Source organism: Streptomyces durhamensis, assembly GCF_000725475.1.
GTDB lineage: Bacteria > Actinomycetota > Actinomycetes > Streptomycetales > Streptomycetaceae > Streptomyces > Streptomyces filipinensis.
In genome coordinates, this window is sequence record NZ_JNXR01000003.1 from 367,487 (window position 1) to 387,262 (window position 19,776).

Sequence of the window (19,776 nt, forward strand, 5' to 3'; positions counted from 1 at the left end):
CTCATATCGCTTCCAGTGATCTTCGCGCCCTGGGGTTGGGTGCTGATGGGGTTCGCCATCCACTGACCGGACCCGGCGGCCGGGACTGAGGCGGCACCCACCGACGATGGGGCGCCGGCTACGTCCTGCTCGGCATGGTCATCCAGAAGGCCACCGGTCACGCCGCCCACCAGGAGATCGAAGGCCGCATCGTGCGCCCGCTCGGCCTGGATCAAAGCCGGTGGATGGGCACCTCACCCACCCTGCCGCGGCCGAACGCCGAGGCGTACCAGCTCTTCGGCCCCGGATCCCGAGTGGACGTCACCGACCCGATGCCGGTGGACTACGAGAACCTTTCATGGGTCACCACCACGAGGAACGAGAACCGCTTCCGCGCGCTTCTCGCGGTTGGCTGGTACCGCAGCGGCAACTGGCCGGGATGAAGCAGACCGTCCCGGTGAGCGCGGAGGTGCAACGGCTGTGGCCCGGCGGCCGATACGGGCTCGGCCTGGTCGAGCGCCCCTTAAGCTGCGGAGCGACCTACTGGAGCCACGAGGGCGGGGACGGCGGCTACAGCACCCTCAACGGCGTCACCGACGACGGTAGGCGAAGCGCCGTGGTCTCCATGTCCGAGGCACGCGGTGACACCCGGGAGCACATACTGAAGCAAGAGAACTCGGCCAGCGCCCTGATTGACCACGCACTGTGTGCTGGGGGCACCAGCACCCCATGAGCGGAGGCATCGACGCGGCACTCGCTGGTGCCGCAGATCAGCGTTGCGCACGCCTCGTCCCCAGCCCCCTTTTGGGCTCATCTCGGCAATACCCTTAGTACTCCAGTCAGAAATCGTGTTCTGAGCTGCTTCTTCTCGTTGTCCGGTCGTGGAGGGGATTGCTGAAGTGGAGGGCTGGGCAAGGCCTGGGCACCCGAGACGGCGGTGAGGCCGACGAGGACGGAACAGGCCAGCCCGAAGGCGGCAGCACGGCGGGGCGAGGGGCTTCATGTGACACCCCGTTGGACAGTCTGCGGTTGAGCAGCCTCTGGGCGACGTGACCGATCTTGCTCGGGCGCTGGTGGACAGGTATCGGGATCAACCCTGAATCACCCCTGGCCAGCCCTGCCGACACATCAGAGTGACCACCCATCAGGGCCGGATTACGACGCCTGGGAACCTCTGCCGATCACGCGGCTTCGCCCGCCCCGCAGCGTCGCCTCGGCCGGTGTCCGACAAGCGTGCCGGTTGGGAGGCGCGGCTTCCAGGTCCGCTCGCTGCTACCGGTTGTTGTTGAGCTGGTGCCGGCGGGCGGTGACGAACGTGGTGTTCGTCGGGGGCGAGGTGGGGCAGGGTGCTGAAGTCGTGGTCGAAGTCGGCCGGGACGGGCTCGCGGTGCGGCGGATCTCCAGGAAGCGGAGCACGGACAGGTCCAGGTGGAGGGACAGGCCGTAGGAGCGGTGGGTCGTCGCTGGGCTCGACGACCCGCCGCATGTTCCGTTTCCAACAGGTGCGTTCGTGGAGCGCCGAGGATCAACCAGCCTCAGTCGATGCCCAGTCGCCCTGGCTGCGTCGCGGTGTCCTGGCGGTGGTGCTGGACCTTGTGTTGGAGATCGGCCACGCGTGCTTCGCGCGGCGGTCCGCAGGATCGGGTCTGCGTTCGACGTAGCCCAGGCGTTCGAGGTCGTCGATGAGGGAGCCGATGACCTGCTTGTGCTGTCCGGAGGCGCGGGCGAGTTCGCTGGCGCGGATGCCGTCGGCGCGCAGGTAGGCGAGGACGGCGCCGGCGCGGGGCCGAATGTCGTCGAAGCCCTGCTCGGCGAGCTCGGCGAACAGCTCACGCTGAACGGAGAAGAGGATCCGGGCGGCGAGCACGCCGAGGTCCGGTTCCGCAGCCTGGTGCCCGGTCAACGCCGCTCCCATCTCCGCGGCCGCCCGCCACTTGGGACGTGTGACCAGCCATTTTAGTCACCTGCCCAGTGCGCTTGGACAACGCGTCCCAGCTCCGACGGACCCGGGACGGTCGATGCTTGCGCTTCGGAAGGCCGAGGCATAGCCTCAAATAGTCACTAATGATGACTATCAAGTTTAGTGACCAATGTGGCTGTGGCTCAACCCTCGAAGGAGCGGAAGATGAGCGAGCGCAACAAGTTCCTGGAGCCGGTCACCCGGGAGAACACCGCCGTGGTGCTGGTCGACCACCAGGTGGGTCTTCTGTCCGGCGTCCGGGACATCCCCGTCGGGGAGCTCAAGCACAACGTCGTGGCGCTGGCACGGGCGGCCACCGTGCTGGACATCCCGCTGGTCGTCACCACCACCGCGGCCGACAGTATGTGGGGACCGACCACCCCCGAGCTGGTCGAGACCCTGCCGACCGGACAGAAGATCATCGACCGCAGCACTGTCAACGCCTGGCACGACGAGCGGGTCCGCGAGGCCATCGAGGGCACCGGCCGGCGAAAGCTGATCTTCGCCGGAGTGTCCCTCGAGGTATGCGCGGCACTGCCCGCGATCTCGGCGACGGCCGCCGGGTACGACGCCTACGTCGCCGTGGACGCCTCCGGCACCTTCAGCCAGACCAAGCGGGAGGCCGGACTGCTGCGCATGCAACAGGCAGGCGTCATCGTCAGCGACTACGCCACCCTCATGGTCGAGGCCCTGGCCGACAACGCCTCCCCCGAGGCCGGACCCTGCTACGCCGCACTCGACATGCCGTTCGCCGTCCTGGTCGGCCAGATCTCCGCCGCCTACCAAGCCTAGAGGCACGAGGGGCGCCGCCCGCCTTGCTTGGCCGCTGGGGCCGGGCAAGGCGGTCAGCACCGTTGTTCGCGAGCGATCGCACAGACCCGACAGCTCCAGCCCTTGATGGTCCGCGTTGGTTACTGAGGGCGGGTCACGAGAGCTTGGGGATGGTGAGGTGAATCGGCTATCGGTCCCGATGGTCAGACGGTCCCGATGTTTAGAGCTGTGCAGTGGGTGTCTTGCGCAGGAGGTGGTCGAACTCCAGCGGGGGGCGTCCGAGGAGTTCGGTGATGTCGTTCGTGGCGCGGTCGTAGCGGTTCTCGCTGTGCAGCCGTGCCATGGTGGCGATGTGGTCGAAGACGTGGGGCGGCAGGTCCTGCTTCTCCAGGTCCTCTGCCAGCCATTCCTCGTACGGCACGTCGACGTAGGTCACAGTACGGCCCAGGGCGGTGGAGAATTCGGCGGCGATGGCTTCCATGTCGCGGGAGCGCGCCCCGGTCAGTTCGTAGACCCGGCGGGAGGGCGGGGCCGGGGTGAGCAGGAGGTGTGCGATGACCTCTGCCACGTCGGCCGCGGCGACCGGAGAGGTGCGGGCGTGGCCGAACGGGAGGCGGATCGTGCCGTCCCGCTGGATCGAGGCGGCGGCGACCCGGGCGAAGAGCGGGTTCTCCATGAACACCGTGGGCCGTACGTGGACGACCGGCGCCCCCGACCAGTCGAGGACGTGCTCGGCCAGCCAGTGCAGCCGCTGCTGGCGGGATTCGGTGGTGCTGGTGAGGCTCATCTGCGACACCGTCATCTGCGACATGCTCACCAGCAGATCGAAGTCGTCACTGTCCCGGAGGGCCGCCGCGACCGTGGTGGCGGCCTCCAGGAAGACGGGGGAGACGCTCATCCCGAAGTAGGCGCGGCGGCAGCCCGCCAGCGCCTCCACCACGTCGGCGCCCCGAGTGAGGTCGCCGACCACCACCTCGACGCCGTCCAGGGCCCGCAGGGCCGAGGCCCGCTCGTCGTCGTGATGCACCAGAGCCCGCACCGGCACTCCGTGTGCGCGCACATGGTCGAGGACCATGCGTCCGACTCCGCCTACTGTGCCACCGACGCCGGTGACAAGGATGGGCCGTACGCCCACGTCGATCGCCTCCTGACTTTCGGGCCGGGGTGTCCGGTCCGCTCGCAACTGTCCGCCTTGTGTTCTGCCGATCGCCCACGCGCCTGCCGGAACGCGCCTGGGGCACATGTGCCCGCATGCCCTCCCGCCGTACCGGATCTCCAAGAGCGGAGACCGCTGAAGGGTTATGCCGGTGCACCCGGTTGACGTCCTGACGGGCCGTCATCCGCCGGGGGTGAGCAGCATCCGGAAGCGGGCCTTGCCTGCCTGCATCTTCTGGAAGGGTGCGTCCGCCTGGTCCAGCGGCACGGTCTCGATCAGCGGCCGGATGCCGTGCAGGACGCTGAAAGCCATGGCCTCCTCGACGTCCTGCGCGGTGCCTGCCGGGTGGCCGCGCAGCACATGGGCGCCCGTGAGCAGCTGGGACGGGGTGGTGTCGGCCCCGATGACCATGAGTTCCCCCGCGGGGCCAGGCCGCGCACGGTGGCGGTGAGGGCTTCGGAGTTCTCGGCGGTGGCGAGGGCGGCCCTGGCGCCGCCGAGGGCCTGGAGTGCCTCGGCGACCGGGGTGGTGGGCGCCGAGTTGGCCTGGCGGAGCTGTGTCGCAGGCCGTTCAAGACGGTCACGCCCGCACAGGCCATCGGGCCGGCATCGGTGGCCGAGAGCGCGTCGGGGATGCGGGCCAGCGCGTCGGCGGGCACGATCACCTTGTCCGCGAAGCCGCCGTCGTAGGCCCACCCGGGGACCTTCAGCTCGGCGCACAGGATGAAGTCGCCCTTGCGGCAGGACGTGCAGCGGCCGCAGCTGCCCCCGAACCAGCCGACCGCGACGCGGTCGCCGACGTGCCAGCCACGGTCTTCGGCGCCTTCGCCCGGTTCCTCGATGCGTCCGGCGATCTCGTGCCGGGGACCTCGGGGAAAGAGACGCCGGGGAGACCACCGCTGACGAAGAGGGCGTCGGTGTGGCAGACACCGCATGCCTCCACCGCGATCCTGACCTGGCCGGCGCCGGGCTGAGGCACCTCTTTCTCGGTCAGCTGCAGTGTGTTGGGTTCGGTCGTGTGCGCGACTCGGTAGGTGCTCATGTTCACCGCTCTTCGGGGAAGTCGTCGCCGTACATGGGCAGGCCGCTCAGGGACTGTTCGCGAGTGGCCTCCTCTTCGATCACGTCCCAGTGCTCGACGAGGACACCGTCCCCGTCGAGGCGGAGGAAGTCGGCGGCGATCCACGGGGCGGGCTGGCCGTGTCCGGAGAACCGGCCGCGCACCATGACCATGTCCCCGTCGGCCATGACCAGTTCGCATTCGTGCCTGAGCTCGGCCGGCAGGCTCCGGACGAGGTCGAAGAGTCCGTCGCGGCCGGGTGCGATGTGGGCGCTGTACTGGATGTAGTAGGGGGACCAGAACTGCTCGGCGGCGGCGTAGTCCCGCTTGTTGAACAGGGTGTCGAACGCCTCGCGGACGACGGCCTTGTTCCTGTCCTCGACGGTGCTCATGAGGTGGTCACCTTCTGCCTGGTTCTTGTGGAGGGTTGGTCTGGGGGAAGCCAAAGATCGGGTGATGCGTGCCGATGAAACGCAGGGTGTTCCTGACGCTCCCCGCATGCCGGGTCAGTGACGCTCGCTGATGCGGTACTGCGCGAAGAGCCCGAGGGCTGCGACGGCGATGACGGCGGCGCCGTAGCCGAGGACGGTTCCCAGCAGGCCGGCCGGAGCGACCAGGAGGCCCGCGATGATCGCAGGGATGCCGAAGCTCAGGTAGGCGACCAGGTAGACGGACGCGAAGAGCCCGGCCCTTTGGTGCGGCTGAACGAGCGGGGCGACCGTGCGGACGGCGCCGGAGAACGATGCTCCGAATCCCACGCCGCCGATGATGCCTCCCGCCCACAGCAGGGAGAGCATGTCGGCGGCCACACCGGCCTCGATCACCGCGGTGCCCAGCAGTACGCCCGCGCCGCCGACGAGGATGGTGCGCCGGGCCGACAGACGGCCGAGGAACACGCCGGCCGCGGCGGCCGCCGCGGGCTCGACGAAGGCCGTGGCACCGTTCAGCAGACCGCTGCGCAGGCCCAGTAGGTCTCGGATGATGGTCGGGACGAGCCCCATGAACAGACCTCCCAGCATCCACGCGGCCATGTGAACGGGGACGCTCGCGATGAACTCACGGCGCGCCTCGCCCGGCACTGAGACGCGGGGAATCAGGGACCGCGCCGCTCCGGGCCGAGGGGAGACCGTCTCCGCGGAGGACGCGACGACCGCTGTACCGACGACCATGATCAGTGCGAGAGCCGAGAACACGATCCCATTGGCGTGGCTGCTGAACTGGATCGCCACTCCGGTGAGCAGGGCTCCCATGCCCAGCCCGCCGGCCGGGGCGATGCTGGTGATGATCGTGCCCAGCTGCATGAGCCGCCGCGGGGCGTGTTCCACCACCGACGCCGAGAACGCGCTCGTGGCTGCTCCCGTGGCGATTCCCTGGATGGTGCGGGCGGTGATGACCCAGCCGATGTTCGGAGCGAAGACGAACATGAGCATCGCGGCGAGCTCCACGACCAGCGAGCCGACCAGCACGGGACGGCGCCCTGTGTGATCGGACAGCGACCCCGCGAAGAGGAGTGCCGAGAGGAGTCCGAGCGCATAGGAGGAGAACGCCACGGTCAGGACCCAGGCGGGGAAATGCCACCGCTGCTCGAAGACGACGAGGAGCGGTGTGGGCGCGCCTGCTGCCACGTACAGCGCCGCGAAGGCTGCGGCCGATCCGGCGAAGGTCGCGACAGGAGGAAGTGTTCGGCGGGCCCGAAGGGGTCCAGAGGTCACGCGGGCGGGGCTTTGGGGCCGCCGTGAAACGGTGGGGGACACCTCGGGCCTCCTAAGGCCAAAATGTGTGCCTTAGATTCACGGTAGACCCGGACGACCCTTAATGCCAAGTGCTGTGCGTTACGGTGTGGACATGATTGCTGAATCGTCCCCGCGCCGGCGCACCGGCGGTCGTAGCGCCGTGGTGCTGATGTCCATCAGGAAGGCCGTCGAGGACCTGATCGCCGAGCACGGCAGCGACGCCGTCACGATCCCGATGGTCGCGGAGCGGGCGGGCGTCAATCACTCCAGCATCTACCGGCGCTGGGGCGACGCCCGGAGCATGATCAACGACCTCGCGACCTACCGGCTCGATCCGGACCGTGGCCTGCCTGACACCGGAGACCTGCGCGCCGATCTGACGGCGTGGGCACAGGAATTGATCAACCACTACAGCAAACCGGTGAACGCAGCCCTCCTGCGTGGCGGGGCCGCCGCGGCGGGCGAGAGTGAGTCGGACTGCCTGCGTGACCGCCGGGCCGAAGCGGCCGCCTTCGCCGGCCGGCCCGGTAGCACCTTCAGTCACGACCAGGTCGTCGACAAGGTCGTGGCCCCCATCATCTACCGGGTCATCTTCCTGCCCTGGACGCTGTCCGAGCTGGATGCGTGCACCTACGTCGACGATCTCTGCGGCCGGTCCGTCTGATCCTCGCCCCTCCGTGAGCGGCTTCGGCGCGTCAGGCCGGGGGCGCGTTCGGTGGTGACGGGCGCCCAGACGTCTCGTCCGGCAGTGGGGCGGCTTCCCTGACTCCCGTGACGCGCATGACCGGCGGATCTTCCGTGTCCGTGCCTGCACGGGGCGGCGGTCCACCGCGTCGGCGCTGTCTGCTCACGTGGCCCATGGTGCTCTCTCGTGTGCAGGACCGGCGGCCACGCCCGGCCCGGGGTCCTCAGGGGCCCGCCGCGAGTTCGGGATGCTCATGCTCGCAGGTGTCGTCGATGCCGTAGGTGTCCCAGGCGGGGAACGGGTCCGTGGACGGCAGGCTCTCGTCGTCGGCCATGAGGCAGTCGGTCAGTGCCGCGTGCAGTGCGTCCGCGTGCAGGTGCGTGCCGATGAAGACCAGTTCCTGGCATTCGGGGCTGTCGGCGTCGCGTGCAGTTGAGGGCTCGAAGCGCGCGACGGAGCCGGCCTGTGACCACAGACCCGTCACGTGCGGACGGCTGGCGAGGGTGAAGAAGCCCTTGGAGCGCAGGATCTGTCCGTATGCGCCGCTGTCGAGTTGCTCCGTCACCAAGGTCCACAACCGGCCCGGATGGAACGGCAGTCCTGAGCGGAAGACGGTGGAGGAGATGCCGTACTCCTCCGTCTCGGGGACGTGGTCGCCGTTGAGTTCCCTCACCCAGCCGGGGGCCTGTTGGGCGCGTTCCAGGTCGAACAGCCGGGTGCCCAGCACGTCGCCCACCTTCACGCGGCCGTGGACGGCCGGGACGAGGCGTGCGGCGGGGTTGAGGCGGGTGAGTGTCGCCCGCAGCCGGTCGGCGGACTCCTTGTCCACGAGGTCGAGCTTGTTGAGGACGATGACGTCGGCGAACTCGATCTGGTCGATCAGCAGGTCGCTGACGGTGCGTTCGTCGTCCTCGTACTGGTCCAGGCCGCGTTCGACGAGTTCGTCACCGCTTGCCAGCTCGGGCAGGAAGTTCGCGGCGTCCACGACCGTGACCATGGTGTCCAGGCGGGCGAGGTCGCCGAGGGTGGCGCCGTCGTCGCGGGCGAAGGCGAAGGTCGCGGCGACCGGCATGGGTTCGGAGATGCCGGACGACTCGATGAGCAGGTAGTCGAAGCGGCCCTCGCGGGCCAGCCGGTCGACCTCCTGAAGCAGGTCGTCGCGCAGGGTGCAGCAGATGCAGCCGTTGGTCATCTCGACCAGGCGTTCCTCGGTGCGCGACAGGGCCGCCTCGCCGCCCCGCACCAGGGCGGCGTCGATGTTGACCTCGCTCATGTCGTTGACGATGACCGCGACGCGCAGTCCCTCGCGGTTGCCGAGGACGTGGTTGAGGAGGGTGGTCTTGCCCGCGCCGAGGAATCCGGACAAGACGGTGACGGGCAGTCGGCCGGAGGGATCGGACGGCATCAACGCTCAGCCCTCGGGGCGCAGCAGCCCGCGCTCGTACGCCTTCACCAGCCGCTGCGGTACCAGGTGTGACACTCCGTCGACGGTGACCGGTACGAGCGTCGGCGTGGTTGCTTTCCACTGGGCGCGGCGGTGGCGGGTGTTGCTGCGGGACATCTTCCGCTTGGGAACGGCCATGGGGGTCCTCCTGGTTGGGATGGCGAGAAAAGGCTACATGAAAATGAACACCATTACGAAATCGATGGTGCGTTGCAGGGCGAATGCTCCGCCGCCACCCCCGCCGGGGTGGAGTGCACACCGGCTCCTTCGGAGCGTCCCTGTCCCGCTATCCGCTGGCGCAGGGCATAGATGTGTTTGACGTGAATCGGATGGACCGGGCAGATCGGCGTCGGCGCGGCAAATCGGATCCGCTCGATGCCGAGAGCGCGGCGCGAGCCGTATAGAGCGGGAGGGCCCGAGCCGGGCCAAAGCGGGCGACGGGCCGGTGCACATCGCAAGGATGTACAAACTCACGAAGGTGTCGGCCGTCAAGGCCCGCACGCAGGCCATCAATCAGCGCAAGTCCGTCCTGATCACTGCCGATCCCGCCTTGCGGGAAGAGCTGGCCGGACCGGGCAATGCCGAACTCTTCCGGACCTGTACGCGGTTCGCTGAGGTGAGCTGTCGCGAGGAGGTCTAGCGAAGAGTCGGTGCTGCAGGCGACTCGGATCACGCTGGGTCTGCTGGCATCCTGGATCGGCCGGCTCTCCGAGCAGATCCGGGATGTGGGCGCTCGTCTGGCCCGGCTCGTGGAATGTCATGCCCCGCAACTGCTTGAGGTGGTGGGGATCGGTCCTGACACGGCCGTCGCTCTGCTGATCGCGGTGGGGGACAACCCGGAACGGCTGGGCAGTGAGGCGTCGTCCGCTGCCTTGTGCGGGGTCAGTCCGGTCGAGCGTTCCTCGGGACGCCGGCAGTACCGTCGTCTCAACCGCGGCGGCGACCGGCAGGCCAATGCTGCGCTGCATCGCATCGTGTTCACCCGCCTGCGGGTCGACCCACGCACCCAGGACTACTACGAGCGCCGCATCAAGGAGGGCAAGACCCGGCGCGAAATCGTCCGTTGCCTCAAACGGTACGCGGCCCGGGAGGTCTTCCACCTGGTCAGACAGCTACAGTCAGGACCCCGCTCGTAGGGGCTGTCGTGTGACCGCGTCGGGACCAGGTCCGTGCCTTCGGCGGCCGCAGATGCTGTCCCGATTCGTCCGCGAAGCACAGCCATGCGTCCTGGTCCCTCACCGTCTTTCCACCCGCGGCCACGTCTCCTTGATCCGCGTAGCCACCGCGTCCTCGTCGCATTCGGCCGCCCGGCGCACGGGGACCTGCGCCGTCCAGCCCATCTGGCGCGGGATGCGCCAGGTCTGCGCCGGGCTGAACCGCACGTGAAAACGCCGCGCGATCACCATGGCGATACGGGCAAGCGACCATCGCCGGTCCTCCGCCCAGCCATGCGCGGCCGGCCCCTTCTCCAGCTCTGCGGCCAGCCACACCCGCCAGTCGGGCTTCATCCGTGACGGCCTGCCCGACGGTCCCTTGGACCGCAAGGCGTCCATGCCGCCCTCCAGCCGGCGAGCGTGCCAGGCATACGCGGACTTGCGGGAGACCCGTAACCGCCGGGCGACTTGCGGCGGCGCCGCCCCTTGCACGAATAACTCGGCGGCCAAGACCCGCACTTGTTCCCGCTGAGCCCGCTGCTTCGCGGTCAGACCGCCCACATCGGGATACCGCATCACACCGGGATACGCTCACCAGCGAGATCATCGTTCGTCGCCCTGGGCCGAAAATCCCAGTAGCGCTGATGGCGACTCCCAGCCGTCGGAGAAGTAGGGGTCGGATCATAGGGGTCCCTGGGGTGCCCTTCTGAGGGCGAGCGGGGCGGGAAGCGCAAGCTTGGCCGTTAGGGCGAGCCGGTGTTGCAAGCCTCGAAACAGGCTCGTACTGTCCTGTCTTCGCCTCATAATGCCCCACTCACGGCGTACAGTTTTCTCATGGTTCGGCCTCGGCAGTTTGACGACGGGGAGGTTGTGCGGGCTGCTCGCGACCAGTTCTGGTCCCACGGTTACGACCGGACCTCCATCGACGATCTGAGCGCTGTCACGGGCTTGGGACGCGGAAGCCTGTACGGGGCCTTCGGAGACAAACACGCCCTGTTCCTGCAGGCTCTGGACAACTACAACAGTGACGCGATCGGAGCCTGGCGTTCGGCTCTGCGCGGCCCGGGCCCGGCCCTGCCTCGCCTGGAACGCCTTGTATGCGACATCTCCGAAGCGATCAGCAGGGACGTGGAGCGGCGCGGTTGCATGATGGCCAGGAGTGCCACGGAACTCGCCGCAGTCGACAAGAGCGTTGCCGAGCGGACTGCTGCCACCGTCCGCGGGCTGTACGGCGAGCTGGCGGACTGCATCGCCCGGGCCCAAGAGGAGGGCTCGCTGGATGCCGACGCGGACACGGACGGGCTCGCAAGCCTTCTCCTTGCTGTGCTGCGAGGGCTGGAGGCCCTGGGCAGGGCGGGAGCGGCAGCGGAGGTTGTTATCGGTGCTGCCAAGCAGGCTTTGGCCCTTCTGCCCCGTGCGTCGACGAACGAGCGGGCGCCGGATCGGCAAGAGGGCCGTTCAGCGCTGTGACCCGGGGTCTTACGTAGACAGCCCTCGGGTTTCCGTGCCGGGGCCGCACGCCGTGGAGGTCTGGCCCCCGGACAGGACGATCAGCAGCGCAGGGGAGGGCTACCAGGGGCGGATGAGGACGGTTCCGACCTTGCCGGGCCGTTGCGCGTGTTCCATGGCCTCTGCCAGGTCACCAAGGCCATAGGTGCCGGCTACGTCGAACTGGTCCTTGGCGGCCGTTGCGATCAGCTTCGCGGCGGCGACGTCGGATGCCTGCCTGTCGAGGGAGGTGTCCGACAACCACTGGCCGACGGTCATGCCGCGCAGCGTCAGCGATTTGTGCAGCAGCGTCGACGCCTGCAGCGAGATCGGCTCCGCGGCCATCTGCCCGTAGCAGATGAGCGTTCCGCCTGGCATCAGCAGGTCCACAAGGCTCTCGGCGAGTTTCCCGCCGATCGGATCGAGTGCCACGCCCAGCGGGCGGCCGTCGGCCGCGCCGCGGACTTCATCGGCCCAGCCTGCATGGTCCGTCGTCACCACCGGCACGTCCGGGAAGCGGTTTCGCAGTGCCGCGGCACCGCGTTCACTGCGGACGACGTTGACGAGCGAGATGTTGTGGGCCAGGCTCACGGCGGTCAGCAGACGTCCGACCGACGAGCCGGCGGCAGTCTGCAGCAACACACCGTCGTACCCGATGGAGGCGTGTGCCTCCGCCTCGCGGCGCAGCATCACGGCGGTGATCGGGTTCACCAGCATCTGCGCGGCGACCTCGTCCGACACCCCTGACGGTACGGCGACCACCGCCCGGGAGGCCGCCGTGATCCACTGGGACCAGGCGCCCGGGTGCGGGAAGACCGTCACCCGTGCGCCGGGCTCGACCCCCGGCGCCACCGGGGTGTCCGGGCCGACGGCCTCCACCACGCCGGTGGCCTCGACACCGGCCGGGACCGGTTGTCCGCCGCTGCCTTGGTACGCCTCGACCGCTTGGAGATCACCAGGGTGAATGGGGAACGCGGTGACGCGGACGAGTACTTGCCCGGTCTGGGGCGCAGCCGGCTCGGGCTCCTCGATGACGGTCAGGACGTCGGCGGGAGACCCGCCGCAGGTGTAGACGGCACGACGGCTCATGACGCTCCTCCTGTGTGTTCGGCGTGCGTGGCCGGGGGGCGCGAGGTCTGGGACGTCAGCCGGCATCCTGAAGCAGGAAGTGCCGTGCGTTGAGCGGGCCGTCGAGCTGCATCAGCCGCCCGCCCTCCCGCAGACCGCCAAGGTCCAGTGCGGCGAACCCGAACTGGTCCAGCAAACCGGACACGGCCGCCTTCGCGTCGGCGTCGTCGCCCGCGTAGAAGACCACCTGACGGCCTTCCTCGTGCTGCGGGTCCGCGGCGATGAACGCGGCGAACAGGCTGTTGAACGCCTTCACGATCCGCGCCCCGGGTAGGCGCTCGGCGACCCACTCGCTGCCCGTGAGGTCACCGACGTCGTACCGGCCCCTCCAGGGGTTGGCCGCGGCGAACTGATTCGTCGTGTCGACGACGATCTTCCGGGACCAGTCGGTAAGGCCGGTCAGGTCGGTGACGGCGAAGAACGGCACGGCGAGGAAGACGAGGTCCGGCTGGGCCGCCTCCTCTGCTGTCACGGCGTGGGCCTTCGGCCCCAGCTGCTCCACGACCGCCTTGAGTGTCTCCGGGCCCCGGCTGTTGCCGATGAGTACCTCATGTCCGTGACGGACGGCCTTGTCGGCGATGGGCCGCCCGATCTCGCCCGCCCCGAGAATGCCGATGGTGCTGTATGCGGCCATGCTGCCCATCCTTGATCGTATGTCGGGTCCGTGCCGACGCCCCGGCAGCGGCGGTGTGATCGGCTCCGGCCGCTTCCTGCCGGGATGGTCCCGGCTTCAGCGGCAGGTGCGGCGGCGCCTACGCGCGATGCGGGTTGAAGTCCAGGAGGACCTTGCCGTTCTCCCGGAAGTACGCGAGCGCCTCGGGAAAGTCCGCCGCCTCGTAGACGGGCGCGGAGGGCAGGACGAGTCTTCCCTCGGCGACCAGCCGCGCGGACTCCGCGTTCAAAGCCGGAAGCCGGGGAAGAAACTCGTCCTGGTACATCCAGAACTCCGTCGTGGTGATGTTCTTCGTCCCCAGCACGTCAGGATCGGGCGTGAACGGCCGGCCGCTCAGATACCCGTAGACCACCAGCAGGGCGCCGTCGGTCAACACGTCCAGCAACAGCGCGGTCGCCGCTCCGCTGACACCGTCGAGGCCGAGGAGCACCGGATCGGATCCGATGGCTTCCCGCACGCGCGCGCCGGCGTCCGCGGAGTCGACCACCACGATGTCGGCGCCGAGGTCACGGAGTTCGCTCACGGGTTCCGCACGGCGCACGATGTTGATCGTGCGCAACCCTCGTTCCTTGGCGAACACGATGACGGACCGGCCCACCCCGCTGTTGGCCGCGTTCTGCACCACCCAGGAACCGGCCGGAAGGTCACGCATGCCGACCAGAAGTCCCGCGCTGACGGGATTGATGGTGAGCATCGCTGCCTGTTCCAGACTGATGGACCTGTCCACGACGGTCAGGTCCGCTGCCTCGGCCACGACCCGCTCGGACCAGGAAAAGACCCCGAAGGGAAGCAGGATCCTCTCGCCGGGACGGACCTCCGTGACGCCGGGCCCCACGGACACGACCGTGCCGACGCCCTCGTTGCCGATGGCGGTGGGCAGCTCAGGGCGTACGGGGTAGATGCCTTGCGCCAGGAGGAGGTCGTGGTGGTCGAGCGGGGCGTACTCAACCTGGATCAGCGCCTGTCCGGCGGCGGGGGCCGGGGGCTCGGGCACGTCCGTCACCTCCAGGCTCTTCTCCGGTTCCCCGAACTCGGTGAGGTGGATGGCGAGCATGGGACACGACTCCTTGCCTCGTCGAAGTTCGAGAGACCGCTTTGGACGTCGACGGCTCGGCCCCGAGGGTTTCCGCGGGTGCATCCAGTTCGGTCCTGCTCGGCCCGCGAGGGGAACGGCAGAGCCCTCGGAGAGGAACCGGCGGGCTGGAGACAGACTGATGCCGGTCAAGCAGCCACCAAACCGGCCTTGCCATTCAGTTGTCTGCTGTTGTCCGCTTCTTCTTCGATGCAATGCCTCCGGAGACCGGCTGAAACCACAGCACAGAGACCCGCGGCAACTCGTGCCCGGCAACTTTGTAACGCCCACCGACGACGGATTGCTCCGGCCCGCCACCTCGTGCACCGCTTGGTGCAGCCAGATTTGTACCTACCACTAAAGAACCCTTACCGGGGCGCCGCAACCGGAGAGGCACTCGCCCTGACCGGTGCCGCATTCGAGGCAGTGGTCGAGGCGGCCTGACCCAGGTCGGGCAGACGCAGGGTGGCCTCAGTCAAGCGAACGACTCAGGCCACCACCTGGCCAAACCGGTTGCGGTCAGCGGCGGGGGCCGTCTCGTCATCGATCCTCGTCCGCCCCGGACGAGTGAGGGAAGCGCAGTGCCTCCGGCCCTCGCACGGCCAGGCGCCGGCCGGTCCAAGAGGCGGGAGCCCGCCCCGCCTGGTCGGGGCTCTCCTACATTCTCGGGGTTGTCAAGCATCGTCCTGCAGTGCTCCTCGGTCTCCCACTGGGCGTAGTTGAGCACCCGCTCACCGTCGAGTGAGGCGTGGAAGTTGGCGCAGACGAAGCCGGGCTGGTGCTTCATGGTCTCCTCAGTCGCACGGGCGAGCGCTCGATCAGCTCGTCCTGACGGTCGGGAGAGACCGTGAACACATTGATGAGGGTGGCCCCAAGGCGGGTCGTGTCGACCTGAACGGTAACGGTCATGTATTCATATCTCCCCTCACTGTGGCGGGAGTTGTCGCATGCGGCCGCACGTTCGCTCGAACGGAGGCGAGCCGTAAGACCTCAGCGTTCGTGGAGAGTTGTCGGTACGGACTCCAGGGCGTGCCGCAGACGGTCCGAGGACAGGCCGCCGCCCTGGGCCAGTTGCGCCGATCCGCCGCCCTTGCCGCTGAGCATCCCCCAGGGCCAGCCGTTCCCGCTCGAACGGTTCCCTGAAGCCATCGCGCGCGCCGAAACACCCGCCCTCGACGCCAAGCCACTCTTCGTCTTCGAAAACGGGCGAGGCCGTCTTCTTCCGGCGTGAACGCCTCCAAGTCCTCCCGGACCTCGGCCATCTCCCCAGGTGGCACACCACCACAACGACACCGACAGCCCAACAGACACGCCACTCACGAGTGAAGCTGACCAAGCTCTACTAGTAGGACCCGTATCGGCCCCGCGGTCCGCTTCATGCGTCACCGACTCACCCGATAGGCGGCCAGTCGGCGACAGGAGATCACCCGCTGGTGCTCGCTGCCGAGACCGGTACGAGCGCCTCGGCCAACCCTGGCTGTGCCGCCCGATGGCGCGACACGGTCACTGCAGCGCGCCGCCGGCCACTACCAGACCCTGCCCGCTGACCCAGCCAGCCAGGTCCGAGGCAAGGTACTCGGCTGCGTCAGCGACGTCATCCACGGTCCCCATCCGTCGGCCGATGCGCCCGGGCTGGCTGGTGACGAACTGCCGGATCGGGTGATCTGGGTCGGCCGCGGTGAAGACGCCCGCGCCGTCAATCGCCGTCGGCATGATGGTGTTGACCGTGACGCCCCGGTCCGCGAGCTCCTGCGCCAGCACGCGCACGACGTAATGCGGCGCCACCTTGCTCGAGCCGTACAGTGCCTCACCGGCGAACGGCAGAGCCGCCGTGCTCGAACTGATGTAGATGATCCTGCCGTTGTCGACGACGTGACGGGCCGCTGCTTGAAGGGTGAAGAAAGTGCCCTTGGTGTTGATGGCGAACTGACGGTCGAACTGATCCTCGGTGATCTCGACGAAGGGAACGCTGATCAGTTCGATGCCGGCGTTCGCGACGGCGATGTCGATCTGCCCGAATTGCTCAAGGGCCTGGGCGAAGAGCTGCTCGATGTCGGACACCTTGGAAATGTCAGCCTGCAGGGAGAGCGCTTTGACGCCCAGCTGCTCGATCTCCGCGACCGTGGCGTCCGCTGCCTCCCGGTTGGCGGCGTAGTTTACGACGATGTTGGCACCGAGGGTCGCGTAACGCAGCGCGATCGCTTTGCCGAGACCTCGCGCAGAGCCTGTGATCAGGGCTGTCTTGCCTGTCAGATCGGTCATTTCTCGCTCATTCCAGTTCGGGTTCGAACGTGTCGCTCCTAGTCCCGGGAGAGGCGCTAGATCAAGGACTCGGATACGGCCCAAAGACGCGCGGCGTTGTCGCGGTCGAGGGCGTAGGGAGCGACACCGGCTATGGCTCCGGCGCGCTCGGTGACGGGTTTGGCCTCGGCGCAGTCCTCGTAGTAGCGGCCCGTGACGCCGGCCACGGCCGGGGATGCGGCTATCAGGACGGAGGTCGCGGCGCCCTGCTGGACGGTCTTGCCCGGCGGCAGGGCGAGTTCGCCTGCGGCCATCATCCCGGCCACCGCCTCCATGTCGGTGTTGCGGGACAGGCCGGTGTCACCGACGTTGCCCGGCATCACGGCGTTGACGCTGATCCCGTCGTCGGCCCAGCGTTCGGCGGCGGCTACGGCGAAGTGGACGACAGCCGTCTTGGACTGCCCGTAGGAGGTCCACGGGTCATAGGGGCGATAGCGGTAGTCGAGGTCGTCGAAGACGACCGGGGAGAAGAGGTGCCCGATGGAGCTCACGGCGACGACCCGGGCGCCGTCCGCCGCTGCGAGCGCCGGGTGGAGGCCGACAGTGAGGGCGAAGTGGCCCAGGTGGTTGACACCGAACTGCCATTCCCGGCCGTCAATTGTGCGGGCGATCTGGGGTGGCGCCATCACTCCGGCGTTGTTGACAAGGATGTCCAGAGGACCGTCCCAAGCCGCCACGAACGCAGCTACCGTCGACCGGTCTGACAGATCGAGCCGGCCAACCGACAACTTTCCCGAGCCGGACGGAAGCTCCGCCTCCAGGCGCGCCGCCACCTGTGCGCCCGCGTCGGTGTTCCGGACGGCCAAGGTGACGTCGGCGCCTGCCGCGGCGAGTGCGCGGACAGTCTCCACCCCGATCCCGGAACTGGCTCCGGTGACCACGGCGCGGCGGCCGTGCAGGTCAACGCCGTCGATCACTTCGGCGGCAGTTGTGGTCGCACTGAACGTGCGGGGAGTCTGAGGGACGGACATGAACTGTGTCTCCTGATGTGTGAGGAGCCGAGGACCACGTCATGTGTGGTCACTGTCGAACGAGTCCGACACTCGGCAAGGGTTGGCCGCCAGGCCCAGGGGGTGGGAGGGGTTCCTGCGTCGCCGGTCTGTGACGGGTTGGTCAGCCCTGCGCGACCTGGGAGACGTGCTGCCAGTCGGCCCAGGTCTTGAGTCGTTCGGCGTAGAGCGGCTCGATGATCTCGATGGGCTCGGTCCCGAACAGCACACGCAGCGGCGGGTTCTCCGCGTCGACGATCTGCAGCAGGGCGGCACCGGCATTGGCCGGTTCGCTGTAGCGGGCCTCGCCCATGCGGGCCGCCATCACCTCACGGACCGCGTCGTAGGCAGGGTTCAGCTCGGCATGCGTGGCCGAGGAACCGGCCCAGTCGGTGCTGAAGCCGCCCGGCTCGACGATGGTGACCTTGATCCCCGCGCCGGCGACCTCCTGGGAGAGGGAGTCACTGAAGCCCTCCAGCGCCCACTTGGATGCCTGGTACGCGCCCAGCGACGGGAAGGCGGCGACGCCACCGACGGACGAGACCTGCACGATGTGGCCGCTACCCTGCGCGCGCAGGATCGGCAGCACGGCCTGGGTTACCCAGAACGCGCCGAAGAAGTTCGTCTCCATCTGGTCGCGCACCTGCTGCTCGGTGACCTCTTCGACCATGCCGAACAGTCCGTAGCCGGCGTTGTTGACCACGACATCGAGGCGGCCGAACTTCTCGTGCGCCGCATCCACGGTGGCGGCGACGGCCGCCTTGTCGGTGACGTCGAGTGTCAGTGGCAGGACCGCGTCGTCGCCGTACTTGGTGACCAGATCCTCTAGCGTCACCGCGTTCCTCGCGGTCGCAGCGACCTTGTCCCCGCGCGCCAGCGCGGACTCGGCGAAGGCGCGGCCGATGCCGCGGGATGTACCGGTGATGAACCAGACCTTGTTCACTACTTCTCCTTGAGGGTGGCCTCCCGGGGCTGCCCCGGCACCGGGATTCACTGTAACCCATAAAGTTAGACTAGTCCAAAGATAGCCTCATCCAGAAATGTATCCGTACAGGTATCGACGTAACATGGGCTCATGGGAGGAACCACATGAACCTGCGCGAGCGCAAAAAGCTGGCGACCTGGCGTGCCATCCAGACCGCCGCGCTGCGGCTCTTCGACGAGCAGGGCTATGAGGCCACGACGGTCGAGCAGATCGCGGAAGCGGCGAATGTCTCGCGCGCCACCTTCTTCAACTACTTCGCCGGCAAGGACGCCGCGGTCCTAGATCAGGACCCTGAGGAACGGCTCACCTGGCAGGGCCTGATGGACGAGCGCCCTGCGGACGAACCGCTCTGGGACTCGCTCACCGCGATCCTGACGGGGTTCTGCGAGAGTCTGCGCGACCGTATGCCGCTGCAGCGCCGTCTCAAGGCGCAATCACCGGCTTTCGCCCAGTCGGCCCAGCGCTTCGGCGAGCAGTTCTTCAACGACCTGAGGCGCTGGGTGGAGTCCCGCATCACCGATGCCGACGACTTGACCCCCATCCTCCAGTTGAACCTCGCGGTAGCCGCCACGATCACCGCCTACGAGACCTGGCCTGCGGAAGAGACTTTCAACGGGTATCTGCGACGCCTGGAACGCTGCCTACGGCAGGCCGGCCCCGGCACGCCCGTCGAGTGACGGGTGAGGGGAAGGCTTCTGCCTGGGGGTGGAGGCGGACCGGCCCTGGACGACCCCGCAGCAGGCCCGACGCGGTCATCGCGGACAAGGCCTACTCGTCCCGGGCCATCCGCCAGACCCTGCGCAGGCGCGGCGCCCGAGCCGTGATACCGGAGCGGGCGGACCAGAAGGCCAACCGTGTGCGGGGCGGGCAGGCCGGCGGCAGACCGCCGGCCTTTGACCGCGATCTCTAGACGGCCCGCAATGTCGTCGAACGCTGCTTCAGCCGCCTGAAGCAGTTCCGCGCGATCGCCACCCGCTTGGACAAACTCGCCGCTCGCTACACGGTGGGAGTCCACCTCGCCGCACTCATCCTCTGGCTCCGTGAACCCACCCAAGATTGTCTGTCGGACAGGGCCTGGTTGCAGGAGCCGCAGTTGGGCGACGCACACCCGGTTCTGGTACAGCGGCGGACGCAAGAGCGACCGCGTCCGGCACGCCCTCGGCGACCAGAGCGAAGGGGCCGGGGCCGACCTGAGCTAT

The 19,776-nt window shown here is 68.4% G+C and carries 21 protein-coding genes and 3 pseudogenes; 8 read left to right on the top strand and 16 right to left on the bottom strand.

Features of this window, described 5'->3' with window-relative positions; genetic code table 11:
• Nucleotides 1-134: 134 nt before the first annotated feature.
• Complete coding sequence (locus IO33_RS52190) at nucleotides 135-422, top strand: hypothetical protein (protein WP_245235696.1); 288 nt, start codon at nucleotides 135-137, stop codon at nucleotides 420-422.
• A gap of 1,082 nt (nucleotides 423-1,504) precedes the next feature.
• On the opposite strand, the gene IO33_RS53470 is transcribed toward IO33_RS52190, so the two are convergent.
• Complete coding sequence (locus IO33_RS53470; protein ID WP_280921746.1) at nucleotides 1,505-1,882, bottom strand: MarR family winged helix-turn-helix transcriptional regulator; 378 nt, start codon at nucleotides 1,880-1,882, stop codon at nucleotides 1,505-1,507.
• Between the two features lie 222 nt (nucleotides 1,883-2,104).
• Between IO33_RS53470 and IO33_RS0105385 the strand changes: the two genes are divergently transcribed.
• Nucleotides 2,105-2,731, top strand: coding sequence for an isochorismatase family protein (locus IO33_RS0105385; protein WP_031160801.1), 627 nt, complete (start codon nucleotides 2,105-2,107; stop codon nucleotides 2,729-2,731).
• A gap of 199 nt (nucleotides 2,732-2,930) precedes the next feature.
• Here the strand turns inward: IO33_RS0105385 and IO33_RS0105390 are convergent, their stop codons facing one another.
• The 4 genes and pseudogenes from IO33_RS0105390 to IO33_RS0105405 all read right to left on the bottom strand — a co-directional run bounded on the left by IO33_RS0105390 (nucleotide 2,931) and on the right by IO33_RS0105405 (nucleotide 6,679).
• On the bottom strand, nucleotides 2,931-3,845 hold the full coding sequence (locus IO33_RS0105390; RefSeq protein WP_051926408.1) for an NmrA family NAD(P)-binding protein: 915 nt from the start codon (nucleotides 3,843-3,845) through the stop codon (nucleotides 2,931-2,933).
• Nucleotides 3,846-4,046: 201 nt separating this feature from the next.
• Nucleotides 4,047-4,907: pseudogene (locus IO33_RS43780) on the bottom strand (alcohol dehydrogenase catalytic domain-containing protein).
• 2 nt (nucleotides 4,908-4,909) lie between these two features.
• Nucleotides 4,910-5,317, bottom strand: coding sequence for a nuclear transport factor 2 family protein (locus IO33_RS0105400; RefSeq protein ID WP_031160804.1), 408 nt, complete (start codon nucleotides 5,315-5,317; stop codon nucleotides 4,910-4,912).
• A gap of 114 nt (nucleotides 5,318-5,431) precedes the next feature.
• Entirely contained in the window at nucleotides 5,432-6,679 is a 1,248-nt protein-coding gene (locus IO33_RS0105405; protein WP_051926409.1) for an MFS transporter, read from the bottom strand.
• Between the two features lie 148 nt (nucleotides 6,680-6,827).
• Between IO33_RS0105405 and IO33_RS0105410 the strand changes: the two genes are divergently transcribed.
• The gene (locus IO33_RS0105410) at nucleotides 6,828-7,322 is read left to right on the top strand and encodes a TetR/AcrR family transcriptional regulator (RefSeq protein ID WP_245235710.1); all 495 of its coding nucleotides are present in this window, start codon (nucleotides 6,828-6,830) and stop codon (nucleotides 7,320-7,322) included.
• 244 nt (nucleotides 7,323-7,566) lie between these two features.
• Here the strand turns inward: IO33_RS0105410 and IO33_RS0105415 are convergent, their stop codons facing one another.
• Together IO33_RS0105415 and rpmF are read right to left on the bottom strand one after the other, a co-directional pair.
• Nucleotides 7,567-8,748: a GTP-binding protein gene (locus tag IO33_RS0105415; protein ID WP_031160807.1), complete on the bottom strand. Its 1,182-nt coding sequence runs from the start codon at nucleotides 8,746-8,748 to the stop codon at nucleotides 7,567-7,569.
• 6 nt (nucleotides 8,749-8,754) lie between these two features.
• Nucleotides 8,755-8,925: a 50S ribosomal protein L32 gene (gene rpmF / locus IO33_RS0105420; RefSeq protein WP_031160809.1), complete on the bottom strand. Its 171-nt coding sequence runs from the start codon at nucleotides 8,923-8,925 to the stop codon at nucleotides 8,755-8,757.
• 340 nt (nucleotides 8,926-9,265) lie between these two features.
• Between rpmF and IO33_RS52200 the strand changes: the two genes are divergently transcribed.
• Nucleotides 9,266-9,427, top strand: a complete 162-nt coding sequence (locus tag IO33_RS52200; protein WP_245235699.1) for a hypothetical protein — start codon at nucleotides 9,266-9,268, stop codon at nucleotides 9,425-9,427.
• A 10-nt stretch (nucleotides 9,428-9,437) separates the two neighbouring features.
• A complete protein-coding gene (locus IO33_RS52205) occupies nucleotides 9,438-9,923 on the top strand; it encodes a transposase (protein ID WP_245235700.1) in 486 nt (161 codons plus the stop codon).
• A gap of 7 nt (nucleotides 9,924-9,930) precedes the next feature.
• Here IO33_RS52205 and IO33_RS0105430 read toward each other — a convergent pair.
• Nucleotides 9,931-10,517: pseudogene (locus IO33_RS0105430) on the bottom strand (winged helix-turn-helix domain-containing protein); the annotation flags it as partial.
• 258 nt (nucleotides 10,518-10,775) lie between these two features.
• On the opposite strand from IO33_RS0105430, the gene IO33_RS0105435 reads away from it, so the two are divergent.
• Nucleotides 10,776-11,411, top strand: a complete 636-nt coding sequence (locus tag IO33_RS0105435) for a TetR/AcrR family transcriptional regulator (protein ID WP_031160813.1) — start codon at nucleotides 10,776-10,778, stop codon at nucleotides 11,409-11,411.
• Nucleotides 11,412-11,510: 99 nt separating this feature from the next.
• Here IO33_RS0105435 and IO33_RS0105440 read toward each other — a convergent pair whose 3' ends face one another.
• From IO33_RS0105440 to IO33_RS0105475, 8 genes are all read right to left on the bottom strand, one after another.
• On the bottom strand, nucleotides 11,511-12,518 hold the full coding sequence (locus IO33_RS0105440) for a zinc-binding dehydrogenase (protein ID WP_031160815.1): 1,008 nt from the start codon (nucleotides 12,516-12,518) through the stop codon (nucleotides 11,511-11,513).
• 55 nt (nucleotides 12,519-12,573) lie between these two features.
• The gene (locus tag IO33_RS0105445; RefSeq protein WP_031160817.1) at nucleotides 12,574-13,191 is read right to left on the bottom strand and encodes an NADPH-dependent F420 reductase; all 618 of its coding nucleotides are present in this window, start codon (nucleotides 13,189-13,191) and stop codon (nucleotides 12,574-12,576) included.
• 118 nt (nucleotides 13,192-13,309) lie between these two features.
• Nucleotides 13,310-14,284 carry a zinc-dependent alcohol dehydrogenase family protein gene (locus IO33_RS0105450; protein ID WP_031160819.1) on the bottom strand — a complete coding sequence of 325 codons (975 nt, stop codon included), beginning with the start codon at nucleotides 14,282-14,284 and terminating at the stop codon, nucleotides 13,310-13,312.
• An 801-nt stretch (nucleotides 14,285-15,085) separates the two neighbouring features.
• On the bottom strand, nucleotides 15,086-15,211 hold the full coding sequence (locus IO33_RS53475) for a hypothetical protein (RefSeq protein WP_280921748.1): 126 nt from the start codon (nucleotides 15,209-15,211) through the stop codon (nucleotides 15,086-15,088).
• A gap of 81 nt (nucleotides 15,212-15,292) precedes the next feature.
• Complete coding sequence (locus IO33_RS50275) at nucleotides 15,293-15,451, bottom strand: hypothetical protein (protein ID WP_157857797.1); 159 nt, start codon at nucleotides 15,449-15,451, stop codon at nucleotides 15,293-15,295.
• 354 nt (nucleotides 15,452-15,805) lie between these two features.
• Nucleotides 15,806-16,564: an SDR family oxidoreductase gene (locus IO33_RS0105465; protein WP_031160822.1), complete on the bottom strand. Its 759-nt coding sequence runs from the start codon at nucleotides 16,562-16,564 to the stop codon at nucleotides 15,806-15,808.
• 56 nt (nucleotides 16,565-16,620) lie between these two features.
• Nucleotides 16,621-17,574 (bottom strand): SDR family NAD(P)-dependent oxidoreductase, encoded by a 954-nt coding sequence (locus IO33_RS0105470; protein WP_031160824.1) that lies wholly within the window; start codon nucleotides 17,572-17,574, stop codon nucleotides 16,621-16,623.
• Between the two features lie 142 nt (nucleotides 17,575-17,716).
• Entirely contained in the window at nucleotides 17,717-18,535 is an 819-nt protein-coding gene (locus tag IO33_RS0105475) for an SDR family oxidoreductase (RefSeq protein ID WP_031160826.1), read from the bottom strand.
• 146 nt (nucleotides 18,536-18,681) lie between these two features.
• On the opposite strand from IO33_RS0105475, the gene IO33_RS43795 reads away from it, so the two are divergent.
• On the top strand, nucleotides 18,682-19,254 hold the full coding sequence (locus IO33_RS43795; protein ID WP_037684901.1) for a TetR/AcrR family transcriptional regulator: 573 nt from the start codon (nucleotides 18,682-18,684) through the stop codon (nucleotides 19,252-19,254).
• Between the two features lie 35 nt (nucleotides 19,255-19,289).
• A pseudogene (locus IO33_RS46980) lies at nucleotides 19,290-19,649 on the top strand (transposase); the annotation flags it as partial.
• Nucleotides 19,650-19,776: the final 127 nt, after the last annotated feature.